The 22,124-nt window shown below is 68.4% G+C and carries 20 protein-coding genes; 9 read left to right on the top strand and 11 right to left on the bottom strand.

Features of this window, described 5'->3' with window-relative positions:
- Positions 1–24: 24 nt before the first annotated feature.
- The 5 genes from J2W23_RS05500 to J2W23_RS05520 all read right to left on the bottom strand — a co-directional run bounded on the left by J2W23_RS05500 (position 25) and on the right by J2W23_RS05520 (position 5,132).
- Entirely contained in the window at positions 25–543 is a 519-nt protein-coding gene (locus J2W23_RS05500) for a spore coat protein U domain-containing protein (RefSeq protein WP_307647938.1), read from the bottom strand.
- Positions 540–2,909, bottom strand: coding sequence for a fimbria/pilus outer membrane usher protein (locus tag J2W23_RS05505; protein WP_307647939.1), 2,370 nt, complete (start codon positions 2,907–2,909; stop codon positions 540–542). Before J2W23_RS05505 ends, J2W23_RS05500 begins: the two co-directional genes overlap by 4 nt.
- Positions 2,887–3,669: a fimbrial biogenesis chaperone gene (locus tag J2W23_RS05510; protein ID WP_307647940.1), complete on the bottom strand. Its 783-nt coding sequence runs from the start codon at positions 3,667–3,669 to the stop codon at positions 2,887–2,889. Before J2W23_RS05510 ends, J2W23_RS05505 begins: the two co-directional genes overlap by 23 nt.
- 7 nt (positions 3,670–3,676) lie before the next feature.
- Entirely contained in the window at positions 3,677–4,210 is a 534-nt protein-coding gene (locus J2W23_RS05515; protein WP_307647941.1) for a Csu type fimbrial protein, read from the bottom strand.
- 214 nt (positions 4,211–4,424) lie between these two features.
- Positions 4,425–5,132, bottom strand: coding sequence for a helix-turn-helix domain-containing protein (locus tag J2W23_RS05520; RefSeq protein ID WP_307647942.1), 708 nt, complete (start codon positions 5,130–5,132; stop codon positions 4,425–4,427).
- A 204-nt stretch (positions 5,133–5,336) separates the two neighbouring features.
- On the opposite strand from J2W23_RS05520, the gene J2W23_RS05525 reads away from it, so the two are divergent.
- Genes J2W23_RS05525 through J2W23_RS05560 form a run of 8 tightly spaced genes read left to right on the top strand, consistent with a single transcriptional unit; the run spans position 5,337 to position 15,064 of the window.
- The gene (locus tag J2W23_RS05525) at positions 5,337–6,497 is read left to right on the top strand and encodes an NAD(P)/FAD-dependent oxidoreductase (protein ID WP_307647943.1); all 1,161 of its coding nucleotides are present in this window, start codon (positions 5,337–5,339) and stop codon (positions 6,495–6,497) included.
- A gap of 35 nt (positions 6,498–6,532) precedes the next feature.
- A complete protein-coding gene (locus J2W23_RS05530) occupies positions 6,533–7,984 on the top strand; it encodes a M81 family metallopeptidase (protein WP_307647944.1) in 1,452 nt (483 codons plus the stop codon).
- A 37-nt stretch (positions 7,985–8,021) separates the two neighbouring features.
- Complete coding sequence (locus J2W23_RS05535; RefSeq protein WP_307647945.1) at positions 8,022–9,602, top strand: ABC transporter substrate-binding protein; 1,581 nt, start codon at positions 8,022–8,024, stop codon at positions 9,600–9,602.
- Positions 9,603–9,638: 36 nt separating this feature from the next.
- Positions 9,639–10,574 carry an ABC transporter permease gene (locus J2W23_RS05540; RefSeq protein ID WP_176658832.1) on the top strand — a complete coding sequence of 312 codons (936 nt, stop codon included), beginning with the start codon at positions 9,639–9,641 and terminating at the stop codon, positions 10,572–10,574.
- 8 nt (positions 10,575–10,582) lie between these two features.
- Positions 10,583–11,539: an ABC transporter permease gene (locus tag J2W23_RS05545; protein WP_307647946.1), complete on the top strand. Its 957-nt coding sequence runs from the start codon at positions 10,583–10,585 to the stop codon at positions 11,537–11,539.
- A gap of 7 nt (positions 11,540–11,546) precedes the next feature.
- A complete protein-coding gene (locus tag J2W23_RS05550) occupies positions 11,547–12,587 on the top strand; it encodes an ABC transporter ATP-binding protein (protein ID WP_307647947.1) in 1,041 nt (346 codons plus the stop codon).
- Positions 12,584–13,579 carry an ABC transporter ATP-binding protein gene (locus J2W23_RS05555; protein WP_307647948.1) on the top strand — a complete coding sequence of 332 codons (996 nt, stop codon included), beginning with the start codon at positions 12,584–12,586 and terminating at the stop codon, positions 13,577–13,579. Before J2W23_RS05550 ends, J2W23_RS05555 begins: the two co-directional genes overlap by 4 nt.
- 27 nt (positions 13,580–13,606) lie before the next feature.
- The gene (locus J2W23_RS05560; RefSeq protein ID WP_307647949.1) at positions 13,607–15,064 is read left to right on the top strand and encodes an N-acyl-D-amino-acid deacylase family protein; all 1,458 of its coding nucleotides are present in this window, start codon (positions 13,607–13,609) and stop codon (positions 15,062–15,064) included.
- A 6-nt stretch (positions 15,065–15,070) separates the two neighbouring features.
- On the opposite strand, the gene J2W23_RS05565 is transcribed toward J2W23_RS05560, so the two are convergent.
- From J2W23_RS05565 to J2W23_RS05585, 5 genes are all read right to left on the bottom strand, one after another.
- Positions 15,071–15,283 carry a hypothetical protein gene (locus tag J2W23_RS05565; RefSeq protein WP_307647950.1) on the bottom strand — a complete coding sequence of 71 codons (213 nt, stop codon included), beginning with the start codon at positions 15,281–15,283 and terminating at the stop codon, positions 15,071–15,073.
- A gap of 136 nt (positions 15,284–15,419) precedes the next feature.
- Positions 15,420–16,319 (bottom strand): ZIP family metal transporter, encoded by a 900-nt coding sequence (locus J2W23_RS05570; protein WP_307647951.1) that lies wholly within the window; start codon positions 16,317–16,319, stop codon positions 15,420–15,422.
- A gap of 109 nt (positions 16,320–16,428) precedes the next feature.
- The gene (locus tag J2W23_RS05575; RefSeq protein ID WP_176658838.1) at positions 16,429–17,328 is read right to left on the bottom strand and encodes a dienelactone hydrolase family protein; all 900 of its coding nucleotides are present in this window, start codon (positions 17,326–17,328) and stop codon (positions 16,429–16,431) included.
- Positions 17,329–17,413: 85 nt separating this feature from the next.
- Positions 17,414–18,181, bottom strand: coding sequence for an aspartate/glutamate racemase family protein (locus tag J2W23_RS05580; RefSeq protein ID WP_307647952.1), 768 nt, complete (start codon positions 18,179–18,181; stop codon positions 17,414–17,416).
- A 113-nt stretch (positions 18,182–18,294) separates the two neighbouring features.
- Positions 18,295–19,185: a transporter substrate-binding domain-containing protein gene (locus J2W23_RS05585; protein ID WP_307647953.1), complete on the bottom strand. Its 891-nt coding sequence runs from the start codon at positions 19,183–19,185 to the stop codon at positions 18,295–18,297.
- Positions 19,186–19,382: 197 nt separating this feature from the next.
- Between J2W23_RS05585 and J2W23_RS05590 the strand changes: the two genes are divergently transcribed.
- Positions 19,383–20,612 (top strand): D-amino acid dehydrogenase, encoded by a 1,230-nt coding sequence (locus J2W23_RS05590; protein ID WP_307647954.1) that lies wholly within the window; start codon positions 19,383–19,385, stop codon positions 20,610–20,612.
- On the opposite strand, the gene J2W23_RS05595 is transcribed toward J2W23_RS05590, so the two are convergent.
- Complete coding sequence (locus J2W23_RS05595; RefSeq protein ID WP_307647955.1) at positions 20,542–22,119, bottom strand: PepSY domain-containing protein; 1,578 nt, start codon at positions 22,117–22,119, stop codon at positions 20,542–20,544. The two genes, J2W23_RS05590 and J2W23_RS05595, sit on opposite strands and share 71 nt — an antisense overlap.
- Between the last annotated feature and the right edge of the window lie 5 nt (positions 22,120–22,124).

Consider the following 22,124-nt stretch of genomic DNA (forward strand, 5'->3'; position numbering starts at 1 on the left):
GCGGCCTGCCGTTCCCAGGCCGCCTCAATAGGTCACCGTCACCGTGATGGTGTTGCTGTAGCTGCCCGGCGCAACGTACTGCCCGATCGGAATGCGCCCATACACGGTGTAGCTGCGCGGCACCGAATTGCCGCCGGCCGATGCGAGCGCGCTGTAGCTGTCGGTGACCGTGCCGGTGCCCCACACCGTGGTGCGCGCATTCGTGGTGTAGAGGTTGTAGCCCAGCGGCGTGCTGCTCGGGCCCGTCAGTTGCCGGTTGGCGATGCTGCCGCCCGTCCCCGCGCTGAGACCGATCGAGTAGGACAGGGTCACCAGGATCCCCAGGCCGGTGACCGTGCCGACGACGTTGATCGTCGTGGTGTTGTCCTTGGGCGTGGGACTGGACGGATCGTAGTTTCCGAACGCGAGCGGCAACGGCACGGTGACCGTCGCACTGCAACTGAACAGGCCCACGCCCGTGCACGCGGCATCCGCATCCTGCGCACCCAGCAGGCCGGCCACTCCGAGGGCCAGCACCGATGCGGCGCATGCGGTGCGCTTCATGGCCGCGGCGATGATGGAACGGGCTGGCATCGGTAAGTGCCCAGGGAGGGCAATGTGCCGGAGCGGTCGATCTCGCCGAGCGTGAAGCGGCAGTGCCCCTTCGTCCACCGGGCCTCGAAGCTTTCGCGGGGCTGCGGATCGTCGATCGAAAGCTGGCCGTTGAAGCCCGAGAGCAGCGAGGTGCCGCGTGCCGGCCGCAGCACGTCGACGCCCGCGGGAAGCGGGCTGCCGTCGGGCAGCAGCACCGTCGCGCTCGCCAGCATCCCGCGCGAGATGTCGAAGCTGGCCGCGGCCACGCCCTTGTAGCGCGGCACCACGCGGATGGCGTCGCTGCGCACCTGCGCCTCGATCGGCAGGTCGCCGTTGTCGATGCTGATGTGGTTGGGCTCGTAGGCGCGCAGCCCGGAGACGATGGCGCGGCCCTCGCTGTCGGTGGTTGTCCAGGGCAGGTTCTCGCGGTAGACCTTCACCCCCGGGGCTCCGGGCACCGTCACCAGCGCGAACGCATCGTCGGATTGGCGGGTGGCGAAGGTCATGCCGCCTGCGTAGCCCACGGCGCCGCTCGCACGCACGCGCATCGCGTTCTGGCCCTGTGCGCGCGCCGCCTCTGCGGTGAGCAGGCCGTAGCGGCCGCGATAGTCGACACCGGCCTCGGTGCGCGCGTTCTCGCCATCGGCGGCGCGAAGCCGCCAGCCCCAGCCGGTGTCGCTGGGCGGCTGCTGGCTCATCTCGGCGACGGCCGAATGTTTTCCGGGGTTCTGCTGCTGCAGCGAGAGCGAGGCGTTGCGGCCTTCGCCGAGCGCGAAACTGAGGCTGACGCCTACCGATGTCGTGGGGCGCCTGCCGTCCTGTCGCGTGTGGGCCACGTAGGTTCCGAGCCAGGCGCCGGCGCCCACGCCGATCGACCAGCTCGCCGTGGTCACGCCCACGCGCTCGCCGGTGTTGTAGTGCAGCCGTGTGTGGCTGGCGCCCAGCGTGCCGTAGCGGCCCAGCGAGCGGCCCGCGAACAGCTGGCTCTGGGCGTCGATGTGCACGGGGCTGTCCTGCCAGGCGATCTGCGTGAAGCCGCGGCTCGCCACCTGCCGGCTGGCGGAGAAATTCCATTCGTCGCTGGTGCGCGTGTAGGCCGCGCGCCAGAGCCGTCCGCTCCCGCCGTCGCGGCTGCGACTGACGGCGCCATGCAATGCGAACTCGCCCACCGTGCCCCACACCCACGTCAGGCCGGCGCCTGCCGTCTGGCTGCGCGCACCGGCTTCGCCGCGCACCTCGACGGTGGCGCTGTCGCTGAGGCCGCGCCGCCAGCTGCCGGCCACGAAGGGCGGCCCGTAGTCGAAGCTGCGCTCGCCGTAGCGAAGGCGCGTCCAGCCGGCTTCCAGCGAGTAGTCGGAGAGCCCCGCGCGCAGCAGGTTCGAGCTCACGTAGTAGGGCGTGGTCACGGTGCGCTGTACGCCCAGCGCATCGGTGACCGCGAAGCGCATCTCGCCCGCGCCGGTGAGCACCGGCACGTCGGTGATCGCGAACGGTCCCGCATCGACGCGGCGCTGGTAGCGCAGCGTGTCGTTCACGTACACCTCCACCGCCGAAGGCACGGCCGCGCCGCCGTTGAGCGTCGGCATCGGATAGCTGATGTAGCCCGGCTGCAGGCCGAAGCGGGTGCCGAACTGCACCCCGCCGAAGCGAAAGGGCGTGGACCATGCGGATGCCTGCGTGATCGCATCGCCGATCGTGAGGCGGGTCAGGCGATCGGGATCGTCGCGGCGGAAATAGCTGTCCAGCCGGGTCGTGCCATGCCCCCCGAACGCGGAGCCGGAGCGCCCGGCAACAAAGCCCGTGCCCGCAAGCCCCCACTCGCCCGACGTCGCGGCATCGAAGTATCCCGAGGCGCGCGTGCCCTCGCGGTCATGCTGCAGCACGAGGTCGTAGTTGAGGAAGGCGCCGAAGGCCGAGGCCGACAGCGGCGGGCGATCGCTCGCGGGCCGCTGTGCGCGCACGGTGCCGGGCGTGAATGCATCGGCCGGCACCGTCAGCGCCACGCTCTGCGCGCTTTCGTCCAGCTGCAGCCGCGCGCCCGGCAACGCGCGCAGGTCGTAGTAGTTCGTCTCTCCGCGCCGCAGCGCCGGCGTGGAAGGCCGCACCAGGCGCCAGGCGGCGAGGTCCGCTTCGGCGGCCAGCAGTTGCGCACCGCGCCGAAGCAGCGGGCGTGGCGCCTGCTGCGCCTCTCCGTTGATGCGCACGTCCAATATCGCCGGCTGCGCGTCGTCGACAACCTCGGCCGCTCCTTCGGCCGGCAGCGCCTGTGCGCAGGCAACCCGCAGGCCCAGCCAGCCGCAGCACGCCCAGACGCTAGCGCGGCATGGCAGGCGCACGGGGCACGAGCACGGTGGCGGTGACGGTGGACAAGGCCTCGGGCGCATCGGTGGCGGCCTCGATGTGCAGGCGGGTATCGGGCGGCAGGGCCGGGAGCTCCAGCTCGATGCCGGCCGACTGCCCGGCCAGCGCGTAGTGGGAAAGGCTCTTTCGCAGCAGCTCGGCGCCGCCCTCGCGGCGCACCACCAGTTGCGTGAGCTGGATGTGCTCGCTGCCCTGGTTGTCGAGCATGAGCTTGTAGCCGCGGCCGCCCGCGCCGCCCGCCTGCAGGCGCCATTGCAGCGCCTGCCGCAATTGCAACGGCGGCACGAAGATCGGCACGCCGATGCGCAGCAGCGTCTGCAGCTTCACGCCACCGTCGGCCGGGAGCGCCTGGTCGCGCGGCAACTGGCGCAGGAAGACGCGGTAGCTGCGCTCCACGGCCTCGGCCGGCACCTGCAGTCCCAGGCGCACGATCTGCCGCCCGCCAGGCGGCAGCCGAAAGATGCTGGGGTTCACCAGCACCTCGCGCGTGGGTTGATAGACATCGCGCCCGTCCTCTTGCGACCAGACCAATACCTCGGCCTGCACCGCGACCTCTTCCGCCTCATCGCTGTTGCCCATGGTGAGCGAGGCCACCGGCCTCTCCGGCGTCAGCACGAGGCGCAACGGGGCCACGCTCAGGCTTGCAGCCAGCGCGCCGATGGGCATCAGCACGCAAGGCAGCAGAGCGGACCACCGCAGGAAGGTGCGGCGCATGCCGCAAGTGGCTGCGATCAATCTGTGGTCAATAGGTCAGCGTGAGCGTGATGGTGTCGGCGTAGTCGGTCGCCGCCGCGGCGGCGTACTGCGCTGTGGGAATCTGTCCGTAGACGGTCTGTGTCTGGGGCAGCCCGGTGCCGGTGTAACCGGTGGCCGAGGTGCTGTTGTCCCAGTTCGTCGTGTGCGTGCTTTCCTTGAAGAGGCCGTACGACAGCTTGTTGTTGCCGGCGGCGGCCGTGGGGCTGGTCATGGCGCGCGTGGTGATCGTCGCGCCCGCGCTGGTGCCCGCGTTCAGCCCAAGGGAATAGGGCGTGCCGAACGTGCAGGTGACGCTGAAGGTGGTGGTACCGCTCAGCGCCGTGGCGGCTGCAGGGTCGTAGTTTCCGAAGGCCAGCGTGGCGGGGGTCGTCATCAGGCAGGCCTTGAGCACAGTGGCCGTCACCTGGAAGGTCGTGGTGGCAGTGACGGCGTTCGCCGATGGCATGACCGCGAGCAACGCGCCGACCGGCAACGCGATGCGGGCGACTGCGTGAAAAAAAGGGCGGAGTGTGCGGCGCATCGGGTTGGACCTTTCATTGAAAGACAGCCCCCTTTCTAACCACTCTCGCGCCAATGCAATGTAGGAACATTCCTTCCGTCCGCAGACCGCGACAGTACCTTTGCGCTCAAGGACCAGAGGAAGAGTTATTTAGACCTACTCCCATCGCCGGATGCGGTCGTCCGGCGCCGCCCTGTCATGCATCGGCATGTTCCCGCTGACCGAGATCGGGCCTTCAGCTTTTGCTGCGTCCCGTTTTCCTCGCCGCCACCTTGCGCGTCGGCTTCAGCACAGGCGCCTCGCGCGCCGACTTCATGTGCCCGCTCTCCCCCGTAGTCACGCCGACGATCTTCGCAAGCTGCCGGCTCACGCTCACATAGGCATGGCCGATGCTGCTGTCGTAGTACAGCGAATCGCCGCGTGCCAGGTGCACCACTTCGCCCGTGTCGAAGTGCACCTCGATCTCGCCCGACAGCACATAGGCGAACTCTTCGCCCGGATGCCGCGCGAAGTCTTCCGGGCCGTTGATGCGGCGCGCGTGCACCGTGCCGACGACCGGGCTCATCTGCTTGCCGGCTGCCGTGGTGCCGAGGAATTCGTAGGCGAACGAGAGACCGCGGTAGACCACGCCCTTGCCCGCGCGCGTGACCACGGGTCCATCGAACTGCGCGGGCTTGACGCCGGCGCCTGCGAACATCGCGTTCATGTCCATCTCGAGCGCGCGGCCCAGCGCGGCAAAGTTCTCGTAGCCCAGCGCGAGCTGGCCGCGCTCGGCGCGCGAGATGGTGGTGATCGACACGCCCGAACGCTCGGCCAGCTGCGCCAGCGTCCAGCCGAAACGCTTGCGCGCGGTGCGCAGGCGGTGACCGAAAGTGGTGCGGTCCAGCGTGGGCGCTTCGTCCTTCGGCTTCGTCCCCGGCTTGGTCCCTGTGTGTGGATTCACGCTTGGCTTTCTCTTTGTGGTGCATGGCGATTCTGCCAGCGGGTCCGCACGCCATCCATGCCAACCCGGATGACGCAGGCGCGGAAGTTGCGTATACGCAAATTGCATTGGCGCAAATTTCCCCGATGCGGTGCACCATGGTTTCCCCTTGGTGCGAAGAAAATAATTTGCGTATCCGCAAATTCCTTTCTACACTTTTCGACAATGACCTCAACGACAACAGCGCCCTTGGTGGCCGACTACCTCGTGATCGGCGGCGGCATCGCCGGGGCTTCGGTGGCTCACTGGCTCGCCCCGCATGCCCGCGTGATCCTGCTCGAGCGCGAAGCGCAACCGGGCTACCACTCCACCGGCCGCTCGGCCGCGCTCTTCATGGAAAGCTATGGCACGCCGCAGGTGCGCGCCCTCACCATGGCGAGCCGCGCGTTTCTCCAGCACCCGCCCGAAGGCTTCTCCGAGCACCCGCTGCTCACGCCGCGCGGCGCGCTGATGGTCGGCGACACGGCACAGCTCGCGGAACTCGACGCCCACTGGGATGTGCTGCGTGCCATGGACACCGGCGCCAGCCGCTTGAGCAGCCAGGAGGCGCTTGCGATGGTGCCCGCGCTGCGACCCGAGCAGGTGGCCGGCGGGGTGTACGAACCCGACGCGGCCGACATGGATGTCCATGCCATCCACCAGGGGTACCTCCGCGGCATGCGCAAGGCAGGCGGCAAGCTGGTGTGCGACGCGGACGTGACGGCCATGGAACGCATTGGCGACGTGTGGCGCGTGACGGCCGGCGGCAATGTCTACGAAGCGCCCGTGGTGCTCAACGCCGCGGGGGCGTGGGTCGACACCGTCGCGAAGCTCGCGGGCGTGCGACCCCTGGGCATCGAGCCGCGCCGCCGCTCGGCCTTCATCTTCGCGCCGCCCGAGGGCGAAAGCGTTGCGCACTGGCCGATGGTCTTCGGCGCCGACGAAGGCTGGTACATCAAGCCCGACGCCGGCATGCTGCTCGGCTCGCCGGCCAACGCCGATCCGGTCGACCCGCAGGACGTGCAGCCCGAGGAACTGGACATCGCCATCGCCATCCACCGCATCGAGGAAGCCACCACGCTCGCCATCCGCCGTCCCACGCGCACCTGGGCGGGCCTGCGCTCCTTCGTGGCCGATGGCGACCTGGTCGGCGGCTTCGATCCCGATGCGCCCGGCTTCTTCTGGGTCGCGGCGCAGGGCGGCTACGGCATCCAGACCTCGGCGGCGATGGGCGAAGCCTGCGCCGCGCTGGCCCGCGGGCTGCCGTTGCCCGAGCGCATCGCAGGCTTCGGGCTTACGGCCGAGATGCTCGGGCCGCAGCGCCTGCGCATTACCGCGACTGCCTGAAAAGAACACCCCACAACAACCACAGAGACCATCCCATGCGTGTCTTCAGTGCCTCCCTCGCCACCGAAACCAACACCTTCGGCCCGATGCCCACCGGCCTCGCATCGTTCAAGGACCGCGGCCACTTCCCTGCCGGCAAGCACCCCGATGCGATGACGCTGTTCTCGGGCCCGTTGTGGGCCGCACGCATGCGCGGCGCGGACAAAGGATGGCAACTTTTCGAAGGCATGGTGGCCGGCGCGCAGCCCAGCGGCACGACCACGCGCCACGCCTACGAAACGCTGCGCGACGAGCTGCTCGACGATCTGCGCGCGGTGTTGCCCGTGGACATGGTGCTGCTCGGCCTGCACGGCGCGATGGTGGCCGACGGCTACGACGACTGCGAAGGCGACCTGCTGGCGCGCGTGCGGCAGATCGTCGGGCCCAAGGTGGTGATCGGCGCCGAGCTCGATCCGCACAACCACCTCACGCCAGAGATGATCGCCAACTCCGATTTGATGATTTCCTTCAAGGAGTACCCGCACACCGATGTGCTGGAGCGCGGACTCGAACTGGTGGACATCTGCGCCGCGATGGTCGAGGGCAAGGTGAAGCCGGTCGCCGCGGTGGTCGACTGCGACATGATCGTCACGGTCCACACTTCGCGCGAGCCGGCACTGGGCTTCGTCAAGCGCATGCAGTCGCTCGAAGGCAAGGACGGCGTGCTCTCGGTCTCGCTCACGCATGGCTTCTCGTGGGGCGACGTGTCCGAGATGGGCACCAAGGTGCTGGTCTACACCGACGGCGACCAGGCCAAGGCCGACGCGCTCGCGCGCCAGCTTGCGGATGAAGTCATCGCGATGCGCGACGGCCTCACCGTGAACTACCCGAGCATCGATGCCTCGCTCGACGAAGCGCTGGCCTTCGACGGCGGCCCCGTGGTGCTGTCCGATGGCGCCGACAACCCCGGCGGCGGCGCGGCAAGCGATTCCACCTTCATCCTGCGCCGCATGGTCGAGCGCGGCATCACCAACGCGGCGCTCGGCCCGCTGTGGGACCCGATTGCCGTGCGCATCGCCTTCGATGCGGGCGTGGGCGCGAAGCTCGCGATGCGCATCGGCGGCAAGATCAGCCCGCTCTCGGGCGATCCGCTCGATCTCGAATGCACCGTGAAAGCGATCAAGCACGAGCTGGTGATGACGGGTCTTGCCGGCACGCCCACGCTGATGGGCGACAGCGCGCTCATCGAAACCAACGGCATCGAGATCGTGCTGATCACGCTGCGCAACCAGGCGATGGGCACCGACCTGTTCACGCAGCTGGGCTGCGACCTCGCGGCCAAGAAGATCGTCGTCGTGAAGTCGTCGCAGCACTTCTACGCGTCGTATTCGAAGGTGGCCAAGCATGTGATCTACGTGGGCGCACCGGGCGCCGTGACGCTCGATCTCAACACCCTCCCCTATCGCAAGGCGCGCCTGCCCAAGTGGCCTATCGGCGTCGCCGCCTGATTTCCTTTTTCTCTTTCGCCCCACCGGAGTACCGACGATGAAACGACGAACGCTTGCAGCCTTTGCCGCCCTGGCGCTTTCCGCCGCGTGCCTCCCGGCGCTCGCCCAGGCACCCGCGCCCAAGACGCTCAAGGTGGTGGCGCATGCGGACTTGAAGATCCTCGACCCGACCTTCACCACCGCCTATATCTCGCGCAACTTCGGCTACATGGTCTACGACACCCTGTTCGCGCAGGACTCGACCGGCAAGCCGCAACCGCAGATGGTCGAGAAGTACACGGCTTCGAAAGACGGCAAGCAGTGGAGCTTCACGCTGCGCCCGGGCCTGAAGTTCTCCGACGGCAGCGCCGTCACCTCGGCGGACGCGGTTGCTTCTCTGCAGCGCTGGGCCGCGCGAGACAGCCTTGGCCGCGCGATGACCGCGAGCGGCGCGGAGTGGAAGCAGGTCGATGCGCGCAACTTCACGCTCACCCTCACCGAGCCCTTCGGCATGGTGCTCGATGCGCTGGCCAAGCCCTCGGGCTTTCCGCCGGTGGTGCTGCCGGAGCGCCTGGCCAAGATGCCGGCCACCGCGCCGCTCACCGAGGTGCTGGGCTCGGGCCCCTTCATCTTCAAGCGCGACGAATGGGTGCCGGGCAACAAGGCGGTGTTCGTGCGCAACCCCAACTACGTGGCGCGCAGCGAACCGCCGAACGGCCTCGCGGGCAGCAAGAAGAGCAACTTCGAGCGTGTCGAGTGGCTGTACCTGCCTGATTCGAACAGCGCGATCGCGGCGCTCAAGCGCGGCGAGGTCGACATCGTCGAGCAACTGCAGCCCGATTACATCGCGCCGCTGCGTACCGACACGAGCGTGAAGATCGGCTCGGGCGGCGCCTACCAGGGGTTCCTGGTCATGAACCAGCTGCATCCGCCCTTCAACAACCCGAAGGTGCGCCAGGCCCTCTTGCAGGCGGTGAACCAGGAGCGCTTCGTCGCGGCCATGGGTTATCCGCTGGACATGCGCATGGCCTACTGCCCCACCTTCTTCATCTGCGGCAGCCCGAACGAAACCGCGGCCGGCGCCGAGCCCTATCGCAAGGCCGACGTGGCCAAGGCCAAGAAGATGCTGGCCGACGCGGGCTACAAGGGCGAGAAGGTCGTGCTGCTGGTGCCCAGCGACGTGCCCTACCTCAACGCCGAGGCGCTGATGGCCGCGCAGACCATGAAGAGCATCGGCATCAACGTCGATGCCCAGAACCTGGACTGGGCCTCCATCGGCGCGCGCCGCGCCAAGCGCGATGCGCCCGAGGCCGGCGGCTGGAACATGTACGTGACGGTGGCCGGCGAGTTCGACGCCAACTCGCCGATCAGCAACGCCTACCTGGGCGCGGCCTGCGGCAACACGCTGCCGGGCTGGCCCTGCGACAAACAGCTGGACGAGCTGCGCACCGCCTGGCTGAAGGAAACGGTGCCCGCCAAGCGCCGCGAACTGCTCGACGCCTTCCAGGCCCGCGCCTACGAGGCTGTGCCGTACATCAATGCGGGCCAGTACTCGGCCGCCTTTGCCGCACGCGCCAACCTCAAGGGGCTGGACAAGCTCTGGGCGGGCATGCCGATGTTCTGGGCGCTCGACCGCTGAAGCCTGAAATAACGGACCCGCACGACACGCACGGCCATGGGCTACATCGTTCGACGCTTTCTCTCGACGCTTCCCGTCATGGCGGTGGTGGCCGTGGTGGTGTTCCTCCTGATCCACCTCTCGCCGGGCGACCCGGCCGCGCTCATCGCGGGCGACCTCGCGAGCGTGGAAGACATCGAGAAGCTGCGCGCCGCGCTCGGGCTGAACCTGCCGCTGTGGCAGCAGTTCGCGGTGTGGCTGGGCAAGCTCTTCACCGGCGACCTGGGCACCTCGATCTTCACGCAGGTGCCCGTGTCGCAGCTTCTGGGCCAGCGGCTGGAGCCGACGGTGTCGATCGCCGCGCTCACCATGCTCATCACGCTGGTGGTGGCGGTGCCGCTGGGCACCCTCGCGGCCTACCGCGCGGGCACATGGATCGACCGGCTGGTGATGGTGTTCGCGGTGCTCGCGTTCTCGGTGCCGGTGTTTCTCGTGGGCTACCTGCTGATCTACGCGTTCGCGATCCAGCTGCCGTGGTTTCCGGTGCAGGGCTACGTGCGCTTTGCCGAGGGGCCGGGCGAATGGCTGCGGTCGCTGGTGCTGCCGTGCGTGAACCTCGCGCTGGTGTACATCGCGCTCGTGACGCGCATGACGCGCGCCACAGTGCTCGAAGTGCTGCATGAGGACTACATCCGCACCGCGCGCGCCAAGGGCCTGGGCGTGCTGCCGGTGCTGGGGCATGCGCTGCGCAATGCGGCCATTCCGATCGCGACGACCATCGGCGTGGGCATTGCGCTGCTGATCGGCGGCGTGGTGGTCACCGAGACGGTGTTCGCCATTCCGGGCGTGGGGCGCCTCGTGATCGATTCGGTGCAGCGCCACGACTACCCGGTGATCCAGAGCGTGCTGCTGCTGTCGGCGGGTGTGTACGTGCTGATCAACCTGCTGATCGACTTGAGCTATCGGCTCTTCGATCCGCGCATTCAGTACTGATCCCGGCCATGTCCATCGCATCCCCTTTGATGAAGCACGAACCCGTTCAAGCTGAGCCTGTTGAAGCGCCGCGCAAGGCTTCGACAAGCTCAGCCCGAACGGATCTCACACAGGCTGACGAAGCCCCTTTCGTCCCTCCGCGCTGGCGCTGGGTGCGCAAGCACCCGACGCTGATCATCGGCGTGCTGCTGCTCCTCGCAGTGGCCGCCCTCTCCATCGCCGCGCCATGGATCGCCACGCACGATCCGCAGGACATCGACCCGCTCGCGCGCATGCAGCCGCCTTCGGCCGAGCACTGGTTCGGCACCGACGCGCTGGGCCGCGACGTGTTCAGCCGCGCGGTGTGGGGCGGGCAGGTGTCGATGATCGTCGGCGCATCGGTCGCCTTGCTGGCGACGGTGTTCGGTGTGCTGATCGGCCTGTTCGCGGGCTTCGTGCGCTGGGCCGACGGGCCGGTGATGCGGGTGATGGACGGGCTCATGGCCATCCCCGGCATCCTGCTCGCCATCGCGCTCATGGCGGTGACGCGCGCAAGTCTCACGACGGTGATCGTCGCCATCACGGTGCCCGAGATTCCGCGCGTGGTGCGGCTGGTGCGCTCGCTGGCACTCACCTTGCGCGAGCAGTTGTATGTGGAGGCTGCGCATGCGGTCGGCACGCGGCTGCCGGTGATCCTGTTTCGCCATGTACTGCCCAACATGGTGGCGCCGCTGATCGTGCAATCGACCTTCGTCGCGGCCGCCGCGGTGCTGACCGAAGCCGCCCTCTCCTTCCTCGGTGTGGGCGTGCCCGCGCAAACGCCGAGCTGGGGCAACATGATGGCCGAGGGCCGCAACTTCGTGGCGGTGGCGTTCCACATCATCCTGTACCCGGGGCTGTTGCTGGCGGCCACGGTGCTGGCGATCAACCTGCTGGGCGACGGCCTGCGCGATGCGCTCGATCCGCGCCTTGCGCGGCAACTGTGAGCGCGCCATGAAGACACCCATGTCCCACGTGGCCCTCGCGCCCGGCGAGCCCCTGCTCGAAGTCGACAACCTGCGCACGCACTTCCACACGTTGAATGGCGTGGTGCGTTCGGTCGACGGCGTTTCGTACACGGTGCGCGCGGGCCGAACGCTCGGCGTGGTCGGCGAATCGGGCTGCGGCAAGAGCGTGACCGCGCTCTCGATCCTGCGGCTCGTGCCCACCCCGCCCGGCCGCCATATGGGTTCTGTGCGCCTGCGCGGCACCGACCTGATGCAACTGAGCGAGCGCGAGATGCGGCAGATTCGCGGCAATCGCATCTCGATGATCTTCCAGGAGCCGATGACCTCGCTGAACCCGGTGCTCACCGTCGGCCGGCAGATCGCCGAGACGGTGCAGCTGCACCAGAAGGCCAGCCGCGCCGAGGCGCTGCAGCGCGCGGTGGAGATGCTGCGCGTGGTGCAGATCCCCGAGCCCGAACGGCGGGTGAACGAGTATCCGCACCAGCTCTCGGGCGGCATGCGGCAGCGCGTGATGATCGCGCTGGCCCTGGCCTGCAACCCCGAGGTGCTGATCGCCGACGAGCCGACCACTGCCCTGGACGTGACCATCCAGGCGCAGATCCTCGACCTCATCAAGCGGCTGCAGAAGGAGCTGGGCATGGGCGTGGTGATGATCACGCACGACCTGGGCGTGGTGGCCGAGAGCTGCGACCGCGTGGTGGTGATGTATGCCGGCAAGAAGGTCGAGGAGGCCGACGTGACCGACCTCTTCGACCAGCCGCTGCATCCCTACACGCGTGCGCTGATGGCCTCGATGCCCGCGATGAACACGGCGAGCGCGCGGCTCACCGAAATTCCGGGCCTGGTGCCGGCCGCGCACGAACTGGGGCGCGGCTGCGCCTTTGCCGCGCGCTGCAGCCATGCGCGCGAACGCTGCCGCACCGAGACGCCGCAGCTCGTGCAGCAAGGCGGCGACCACGTGGTGGCGTGTTTCGCCGTCGAAGAACAATGGGCCGCTGCAACCAATGCCGCCGAGGTAACCGCATGACGACGACCGCAGCCCCGCTGCTCGAGGTGCGCAACCTGCGCAAGCACTACATCTCGCCCAAGCGGTGGCTCCGGCCCGCGAAGCCGGCCATCCAGGCGGTCGATGGCGTCTCGTTCTCCGTCGCGCGCGGCGAAACGCTGTCGCTGGTCGGCGAGTCGGGCTGCGGCAAGACGACGACCGCGAAATCGGTGATGCGGCTGGTCGAGCCGACCTCGGGCTCGGTGGTGCTCGATGGCGAAGAGCTGTTGACGCTCTCGCCCAACGAGATGCGGCTGCGCCGCCGGCAACTGCAGATCATTTTTCAGGACCCGTATGCCTCGCTGAACCCACGCCTCACGGCCGGCGACATCGTGGCCGAGCCGCTGCGCAACTTCGGCATGGGCGCGGCGGCCGAGCGGCGCGAGCGCGTGCAGTGGCTGTTCTCGCGCGTCGGCCTCCGGCCCGAAGCCGCGAAGAAATTTCCGCACGAGTTCTCGGGCGGGCAGCGGCAGCGTTTGGGCATCGCGCGCGCCCTGGCACTGAACCCGAAGCTCATCGTCTGCGACGAGCCGGTGTCGGCGCTCGACGTGTCGGTGCAGGCGCAGGTCGTCAACCTGCTGATGGACCTGCAGGCGGAATTCGGCATTGCGTACCTCTTCGTCGCGCACGACCTCGCGGTCGTGCGGCACATCAGCCACCGCGTGGCGGTGATGTACCTCGGGCACATCGTGGAGATCGCGGACCGCGACACGTTGTTCTCCGCGCCGCTGCATCCGTACACCGAGATCCTGCTCTCGGCCGTGCCCGTGCCGAACCCGCGCACACCCGCGCGCCGCATGCTGCTGCAGGGCGATCCGCCGAGCCCCGCGAACCCGCCCTCGGGCTGCCGCTTTCACACGCGCTGCCCGATGGCGCAGGCCGTGTGCAAGGAGAAGGTGCCGGCGCTGAGCGAACGTCCTTCGTCTTCCGACGGTGGCACCAGCACGCACCTGGTCGCCTGCCATTTCCGCTGAATTTCCGCTGAAGAAAGAACCTCACCGATGACCGACAAGACGCCCCACTACGACCTGCTGATCCGCGGCGGCACCGTCATCGACGGCACCAAGGCGCCACGTTTCGATGCCGACGTCGGCATCGTCGGCGGCCGCATCGCCGCCATCGGCAAGCTCGCGGGCCACACCGCCGACCGGACGCTCGATGCGACGGGCCGCATCGTCGCGCCGGGTTTCATCGACTCGCACACGCACGACGACCAGGCCGTGCTCTCGCAGGCGCAGATGCCGTTCAAGGTGTCGCAGGGCGTGACCACGGTGGTGGCGGGCAACTGCGGCATCAGTGCCGCACCGCTGCGCATCGACATGGACCTGCCGATGCCGCTGAGCCTGCTCGATACGCCGGCCGAGGGCCGCTTCACCACCTTCGCGGCGTACCTCGATGCGCTGCGCGCCACGCCGTCTTCGGTGAACGTGGCCGCGATGGTGGGTCACTCGACATTGCGCGCGGTGGTGATGTCCGACCTCGACCGCCCCGCGAACGACGCCGAGATCGCCGCGATGCAGGCGCTGGTCGAAGAGGCGATGCAGGCTGGCGCGATCGGCCTCTCGACCGGTACGTTCTACCCGCCGGCAGTGAAGGCGACGACCGAGGAAATCATCGAGGTCGGCCGCCCGCTCACCTCGCGCAAGGCACTTTATGTGACCCATATGCGCGACGAAAGCGACCGGGTGATGGAGTCGCTCGAAGAGACCTTCCACATCGGCCGCGCGCTCGACATTCCCGTGGTGGTGTCGCACCACAAGGTGCAGAACGCGCAGAACTTCGGCAAGACGAAGGTGACGCTGCCCTTCATCAAGGAGGCGATGCAGCACCAGTGCATCGGCCTGGACTGCTACCCGTACACCGCGGGTTCCACCATGATCCGCACCGACCGCGGAATGATGGACGGCCGCGTGCTCATCGCCTCGAGCGTGCCGCACCCCGAATGCGCGGGCCGCGACCTGAAGGACATCGCGGCCGAATGGGGCGTGTCGGGCGAAGAGGCGGCGCAGCGGCTGCAGCCGGGCAGCGCGATCTATTTCATGATGGACGAGGACGACGTGCAGCGCATCCTCGCCTTCGACGACACCATGATCGGCTCGGACGGCATCCCGCTCGGCGAGAAGCCGCATCCTCGCCTGTGGGGTACTTTTCCGCGCGTGCTCGGGCACTACAGCCGCGATGTCGGGCTGTTCCCGCTGGAGACTGCGGTGTGGAAGATGACGGGGCTCACTGCGCGCAACTTCGGCCTGCACGAGCGCGGCACGCTCAAGCCGGGCCACCACGCCGACGTGGTGATCTTCAACGCGGCCACGGTGCGCGACACCGCGAACTACGAAACGCCGACGCAGCCGGCCGAAGGCATCGATGCGGTGATCGTGAATGGCGCCGTCACCTGGCAGCACGGCGTGCACAGCGGTGCGCGCAACGGGCAGGTGATCGTGCGGCGCGAAGCGGCCTGAAGAAGATCAGTCGGGCGCGTTCATCACCCGGTCGAACTCTTCGTCCGCGGGAACGTTGTCGGCATCGAGCTCGCTGGCATCGGTGAGGTCGATGCCGGTTTCTTCCGAGAGGTCGTCCGTGACGTCGCTGTCGGTTTCCTCGAAATCGTCGGCTGGCGTGTTGTCGTCATCGTCTTCGGATGGCGAGGCGGAACGCGCGGTGGCGTCGACGTGATTCATGATCGGCTCCTCGGCAGATGAATGCTGTACGGCCCCCTATGGTGCGCCTGTTTGGGCCGTTCCGGTTCATCCGATCGGCAGCGTCGGTGTCGGAAAGTTTCCCGCCCTGCCCTCACCCTGCGAAAAAACCGCGCCGTCAGTCCTTGTGGACGTGCCCGTGCTCGCCATGTCCGGGATCGTCGTGGCCGTGGTCATGGCCATGCTCGCCGTGCGCGAGCCGGCTCACCAGCGTGACCAGCACGATGCCCGCGACCAGCCACAGGATCTGCGCGGCGGTCTGGCGAGCAGGCAAGCGTTTTTGCAGTTGCGGAATCAGGTCGGCCAGCGCCACATAGACAAAGCTGCTGCCGGCCAGCACCAGGAAGTACGGCAGCCAGCCGTGCAACTGGTCGACCAGCCACCAGCCGGCGATGCCGCCGAGCATGGTCATGGTGCCCGCGAGCGAGACCTTGATGAGCGCCGCGCGCTGGTTGGCCGAACTCTGGCGCAACACGACGAGGTCGCCGATGTGGTGCGGCACCTCGTGCGCGAGCACGGCAAGGGCGGCCACGAGGCCCAGGCGAATGTCGGCGATGAAAGCGGAAGCGATCAGGATGCCGTCGCCGAAGCAGTGCACGCTGTCGCCGGTGAGCACGGCCCAGCTGCCGCCGCCCTTGGGGGCGTGGTTGTGTGCATGACCGTGGTGGTCGTGCGCGTGGTCATGGCCGTTGTGCGCATCCGGCTTGTCGGGCGCGTCGCCATGATGGTGCTCGTGCCCGTGGTGCCACAGCTCGGCCTTGTCGAGCAGGAAGAAGAACACGAGGCCAAAGAGCAGCACCGCGAACAGCAGCGCGGGCTCGATGCGGCTTTCGAAGGCCTCGGGCAAGAGGTGCATGAAGGCGGTGGCGAGCAGCGCGCCGGCCGCCAGGCTCAACAGGTGCTGCGAATTCACCCCGCCGGAGCCGCTGCGCACGCCCACGCGAAGCAGCAATGCCGCCAACCAGACACTTCCGATGCCGGCGACCAGGGTCGCGGCGATGATCACTATCAAATTCATAGCTGCTTGCGCAAGAGGAGCGGTCGTCAGGACCGCGTACCGTTCATAAAAAGAGAAAGGCCGTCACACAGGACGGCCTTCGGCGGAGAGTGGCTACAAGGCGCCGTCGTCAGGCGACGCCATTGGCTTTGAACCAGGCCGTGGCGCGCTGCCAGCCGTCGTCCGCCGCGCTCTTTACATAGCTGGGGCGGTAGTCGGCATGGAACGCGTGGCCTGCTTCGGGATACACGACGAAGCTCGATGCCTTGGCCGCCGGAGTCCCATTGGCCAGAGCTGCTTTCATCTTATCAACCGTGTCAAGGGGGATCCCCTGGTCTTTTCCGCCGTAGAGGCCGAGCACCGGCGCCTGCAGGCTGGCGGCGATGTCGACGGGGTGCTTGGGGGTCAGATCGCTCGCCTGGCCGACCAGCCGGCCGTACCAGGCCACGCCGGCCTTGACCTTGCCGGTGGCCGCGTAGAGCCAGGTGATGCGCCCGCCCCAGCAGAAACCGGTGATGCCGGCCTTGCTGGTGTCGCCGCCGTTGGCCTTGGCATAGGCCAGCGCGCCGTCCAGGTCGGCGATGACCTGCGCATCGGGCACCTTGCTGACGATGTCGGCCTGGAGCTTCGGGATGTCGGTGTAGCCGCGCGGATCGCCCTGGCGCGCATACAGCTCGGGAGCGATGGCGAGGTAGCCCAGCTTGGCGAAGCGGCGGCAGGTGTCGGCGATGTATTCGTGCACGCCGAAGATCTCCTGGATCACCAGGACGACCGGCAGGCCGGTCTTGCCGGCCGGGGCAGCGGCATAGGCTGGCACCTCGAAGCCGTTGACGGTGTACTTGATCGGCCCGGCCTTCAGGCCTTCGGCCGAGGTGGTGATGGCGGTCTGCGCCATCACCGGCATCACGGCGGCTGCATAGCCGACGCCGATGGCGGCCTTCAGGGCGGTGCGGCGCGTGGCGCCCTGCTCGGTGCTGTCGCCGGGGCGAAGCGAATCGAAGTCGGAACGGCTGTCGTCGAGTTGGGACATTGGAGGGGCTCCAGTTGATCGTCGGACAAGGGGCGTTGCGCGAAAAAACGCACGCCGCAATGTAGGCGAAATCGACCGGGCGCCTCTATGTCCGGGAATTCAGTGGGGTCGGGGCGCCGCCCCCGTACGCGCGGCGGGCCAACGCGGCCGCCAGCACCGCTGCCGGATCGACCAGGCTCAGCCCGGCCACCGCGGCCGAGCCCTGAAGCCCGAGCGGCACCTCGGTGCAGCCCATGATGATGCTGACGGACCCGTGCCGCTCGGCCAGCCGCAGCGCGACCTCGGAGAAGCACCGCTCGGCCAGCGGCATGTTGCCGGCCTTCACGCCGTCGAAGATGCCGCGCATGATGGTCTGGCGCTCGTCGGCCAGCGGCACATGGCAGCCGAGGCCGGCTTCGGCCAGCGCCTGTTCGTAAAGACGCACGCGGTAGGTGCCTTCGGTGGCCATCAGCGCCACCTCGGTCGCGCCCCCTGCGGCCAGCTGCTGCGCGGTTTCGCGCGCCATGTGCAACAGCTCGATCTGCGGAAAGCGCTCTTGCAGGTTCGCGTGCCAGGCATGCGCTGTGTTGCAGGCGATGGCCACGGCGCGGCTCCCGAGCGCGGCCAGCCGGCCCAGCGCCTGCAGCATCGGCTCCAGCGGCTGGTGCGCGCCGCTCGTGTCCGAGGCCAGCGCGCCGGTGCGGTCGGGCACCGGCACCTGCGCGAGCCAGTGTTCGGGAAACGACTGGTCGCGCACCGGCTCGCCGCGCGCACGCATCTGCTGCGCGCAGGCCTGCACGAAGAGCCGGACGAAATCGGCGCCCGCCGCGGGGCCCATGCCCCCCAAGATGCCAACTACGTTCGTCGAGACCATGATCTTTCTCTGTTTCAGGAATACCGCGGAACCGGCTTTGCCGGGCCGCAGGTATTGCCCCCGGTAGGGGGAAGGCGCGCGCGACACGAAGTGCGCGCAGCCTGGTGGCGAGCTCAAGTGGCGGGTTTGTCGCTGAAGGCCTTGAGGTTTTCCTTCAGCTGATCGCTCATCGGCAGGTTCAGCGGCATGTTCTTCGGCGGAATCGGCTGCATGAACCACTTGGTGTAGAGCTTCTCGAACTCGCCGCTCTTCATCATGTTGATGAAGGTGTCGTCCACCAGCTTCTTGAAAGCCGGGTCGTCCTTGGGCAGCATGCAGGCGTAGGGCTCGACCTGCAGCGATTCGCCCACCACTTCGTAGTCGGCCGGGTTCTTGGAGTTGGCGATCAGGCCGAACAGCAGGATGTCGTCCATGGCGAAGGCGACGGCGCGGTCGCTCTCGACCAGCAGGAACGCATCGGCGTGGTCCTTGCCGAGCACGATGTCCATGCCGAGGTTCTTGTCGGCGTTGTACTTGCGCATGACCAGCGCGTTGGTGGTGCCGGTGGTGCTGGCCACAGTCTTCTTGGCGAGGTCGGCGTAGTCCTTGATCTTGGAGGACTTCTTCGTCAGGAGGCGCGTGCCCGTGTAGAAGTGATTGACCGCGAAGGCCACGTCCTTGCCGCGCGCGGTGTTGTTGGTGGTGGAGCCGCACTCCAGGTCGACGGTGCCGTTGGTGATGAGCGGAATGCGGTTCTGCGAGGTGACCGGCATCAGCGCGACCTGCAGGTTGGGCTTGTTCAACTTCTTCTTCACCGCTTCGACCACGGCGTTGGAGAGTTCCACCGAGAACCCGATCGGCTTGTTGGGGCCGTCCAGGTAGCTGAAGGGCACCGACGACTCGCGGTAGGCGAGCGTGATCTTGCCGGATTCGGCGATCTTGGCGAGCGTGTCGGCGGCTTGCGCGCCGGTGGCGGTGAAGAGCACCGCGGCAGCCATGGATGCCATCAAGACGGAGAGTTTCATTCGAGCCTTCATTCGGTTGGATTGAACAGAAGCGCAGTGTAAGAAGGAGTGACACATCGCGACAATTCCAATTAACCCCGGGGTCATGCCCAAAGGTTATGGGCGGGGGTTCTTTTGGCATTTCCGGGCGGCGCGGGGCGCCCCTACAGTCGCAGGCAATCTCTTCAGTTTCTCTTCACTCCCCGAAAGTTGCCTTCATGCATGTGTGTGTGCTCGGTGCCGGCATCGTAGGCCTGGCCACCGCCTGGCAGCTCGAACGCCGGGGCCACCAGGTCACTGTGATCGACCGCGCGGCGCCCGGTGCCGGCGCGAGCGGCGGCAACGGCGCGCAACTGAGCTATTCGTACGTGCAGCCGCTGGCCGATCCGTCGATCTGGAAGCAGTTGCCCAAGCTGCTGTTCTCGCCCACCTCCCCGCTCAAGCTGCGCCCGCAGCTCGACCCGCTGCAATGGCGCTGGGGCATTGAATTTCTCGCGGCCTGCAATGCGGGGACTTCGCGCGACACCACGGCCAAGCTCCTGGCACTGGCCGCATCGAGCCGCACCGAGTTCGAGGCGATGCAGGCCGACATCGCACCCGACTGCGACTTCTCGGCCACCGGCAAACTGGTGCTGTACGCCAGCTCCGCCTCGCTCGAGGGAGCGCGTGCGCAGCTCGAACTGCAGCGCACCATGGGCAGCGAGCAGCGCATCGTCTCGCCCGACGAGTGCATCGCCATCGAACCCGCGCTCGCGGGCTACCGCGGCCAGATGGCAGGGGCGGTCCATACGCCGAGCGAATGCGCGGCCGATTGCCTCAAGGTGTGCGCGGAACTGATGCGCGCGCTGCAGGCACGCGGCGTGCGCTTCCTGCTCGGCACCGACGTGCACGGCTTCGCGCGCAACGGCCACCAGGTCGCGGCGATGAACACGAGCCAGGGCGACATCGAGGCCGATGCCTTCGTGATGGCGCTGGGCTCGGCCTCGCACAAGCTCGGCCGCGCGCTGGGCGCATACCTGCCGGTGTACCCGCTCAAGGGCTACAGCATCACGGTGGAGGTCGATCCTTCGCCGGGCGCCGCGCCGACCGTGAACGTGACCGACAGCGCACGCAAGGTGGTGTTCGCGCGCATCGGCTCGCGCCTGCGCGTGGCGGGCATGGCCGAGCTGGTGGGGCACGACGCGAGCATTCCGGCCACGCGCATCGAGACGCTGGCAGCCGCCACGCGCGCCCTCTTCCCGCATGCGAGCCGGCTCGAAGAGCTGCATCCGTGGACCGGCATGCGGCCCGCCACGCCGAAGGGGTTGCCGATCATCGGCCGGCTGGACAGCGCACCGTCGAACATGCTGTTCAACACCGGCCATGGTGCGCTGGGCTTCACGCTGGCCTTCGGCTCCGCGCTGCGGGTCGCACAGGCGCTGGTGGCGCCTTCCGCGCCGACGCCCTGAGCTTGCGGCCCAGGCGCCGCCAGCCGATCACCACGCCGGTCAGGCTCAGCAGCGCACCGCCCAGACTCAGTGCCACGAGCAGCACGTCCCACAGGGGGCGGTGGTCGAGCAGCGGCAGCCAGTCCCAGCTGTGCAGCATCGCGAACAGCCAGCGGCTCAGCCGGCGCAGGTGGTCGGAGCGGCCGATCACCGCGCCGGTGTGCGGATCGACATGCACCCAGGTGGCATGCGCATCGGCGAACACCACGCGCCAGACCGGCAGGGGCTTGTCGGTGCCGCCTGTCATGGTGTGCGGCTCGCGCGTGTAGTAGTGGCTGTCGTAGGCGGTGAGGACGTCGATGCGTTCGACGGCATCGGGCAGCAGGCGGGCGGCCGCGGTGCGCAGCACCTCGGGGTCGGGCGTGTGCGGCTGGGCGCTTTGCGCGTCGCGCACCGTCGGCCGGCCAGTGCCCGCGCTCGCGAGCACCAGGGTCTGCCCTGCCACACGCACCCAGCGCAGTTCGCGCACGCCGCCGCCGGTGGCGGCCAGCAGCGCGGCGGGCGTTGCGCCCCCTGCGGCGACAACGAGCGGCCCGCCGTTCATCGCTTCGGTGCGCAGGGCCGGCGCGCCGCTGTCGAACACGCGCCAGGGGTTCATCGACATGAGCCCGCTGAAGATCCACGTCAGCGTCACCAGCGCGACGAGCAACCCGGTGATGTGATGCCACCGCATCATGAAGCCCTGGTACGGCGAGTGCGACCCGCTCTTGTAGGTGCGCCGGAAGCGCCAGCGCATCACGCCCACCACGGTGCCGGTGAGCGTGACGGCGATGCCGACGATGGAGAGCCAGTTGACGATGTCCGCCCAGTAGCGGTCCAGGCCCGTGCCGCGCAGCGGATACAGCCAGTGGATCCACGCGCCCGCATAGTTCCAGAGCCGCTCGGCGCGCGGCGCATCGCGCACCACCTCGCCGGTCTTGCCCGACACATAGAGCCGCGTGGCCTCCGCATCGCCGAGGTCGACCACATGCAGCGGGCGATGGGCGTCGAGCCCGCGCGAATGGGTGAAGGCGTCTTCGCCGATGGCGCCGCGGTAGTCGAGCGGCACGCCGGCACCCGCGTACGCCTGTGCGCTCGCGAGCACGCGGGCACGGTCCACCTCGCGCAGCACGGCGCCGGTTTCGGCATCGACCACCACCGTGCCGCTGCCCGGCGGCGCGCGGCGCCGGCCGGCCTCCGCCTCGCGGGCAGGCACCGCCAGGTACACCGCGCGCCCGCCGCTGGCCGCCGCCAGCCGCAGTTCGCGCAGCGGCCCGTCGATACCGGCGGCATCGAGCGCCTGCCGGGGTCCCAGCAAAGGCGCCGCCGCATCGAGCGGCGGCAGATGCTGCAGCCGCTCGGCCTCGGTGAGCTTCGGGTAGCCCACGTACATCATCACCACGCCCGAGACGAACCACATCGCGAAGAAGGCGCAGACGACCACGCCCAGCCAGCGGTGGATCAGGAACAACCAGCGTTTGGCATGCATGGTGT

Source organism: Variovorax boronicumulans (genome assembly GCF_030812215.1).
Taxonomy (GTDB): domain Bacteria; phylum Pseudomonadota; class Gammaproteobacteria; order Burkholderiales; family Burkholderiaceae_C; genus Variovorax; species Variovorax boronicumulans_C.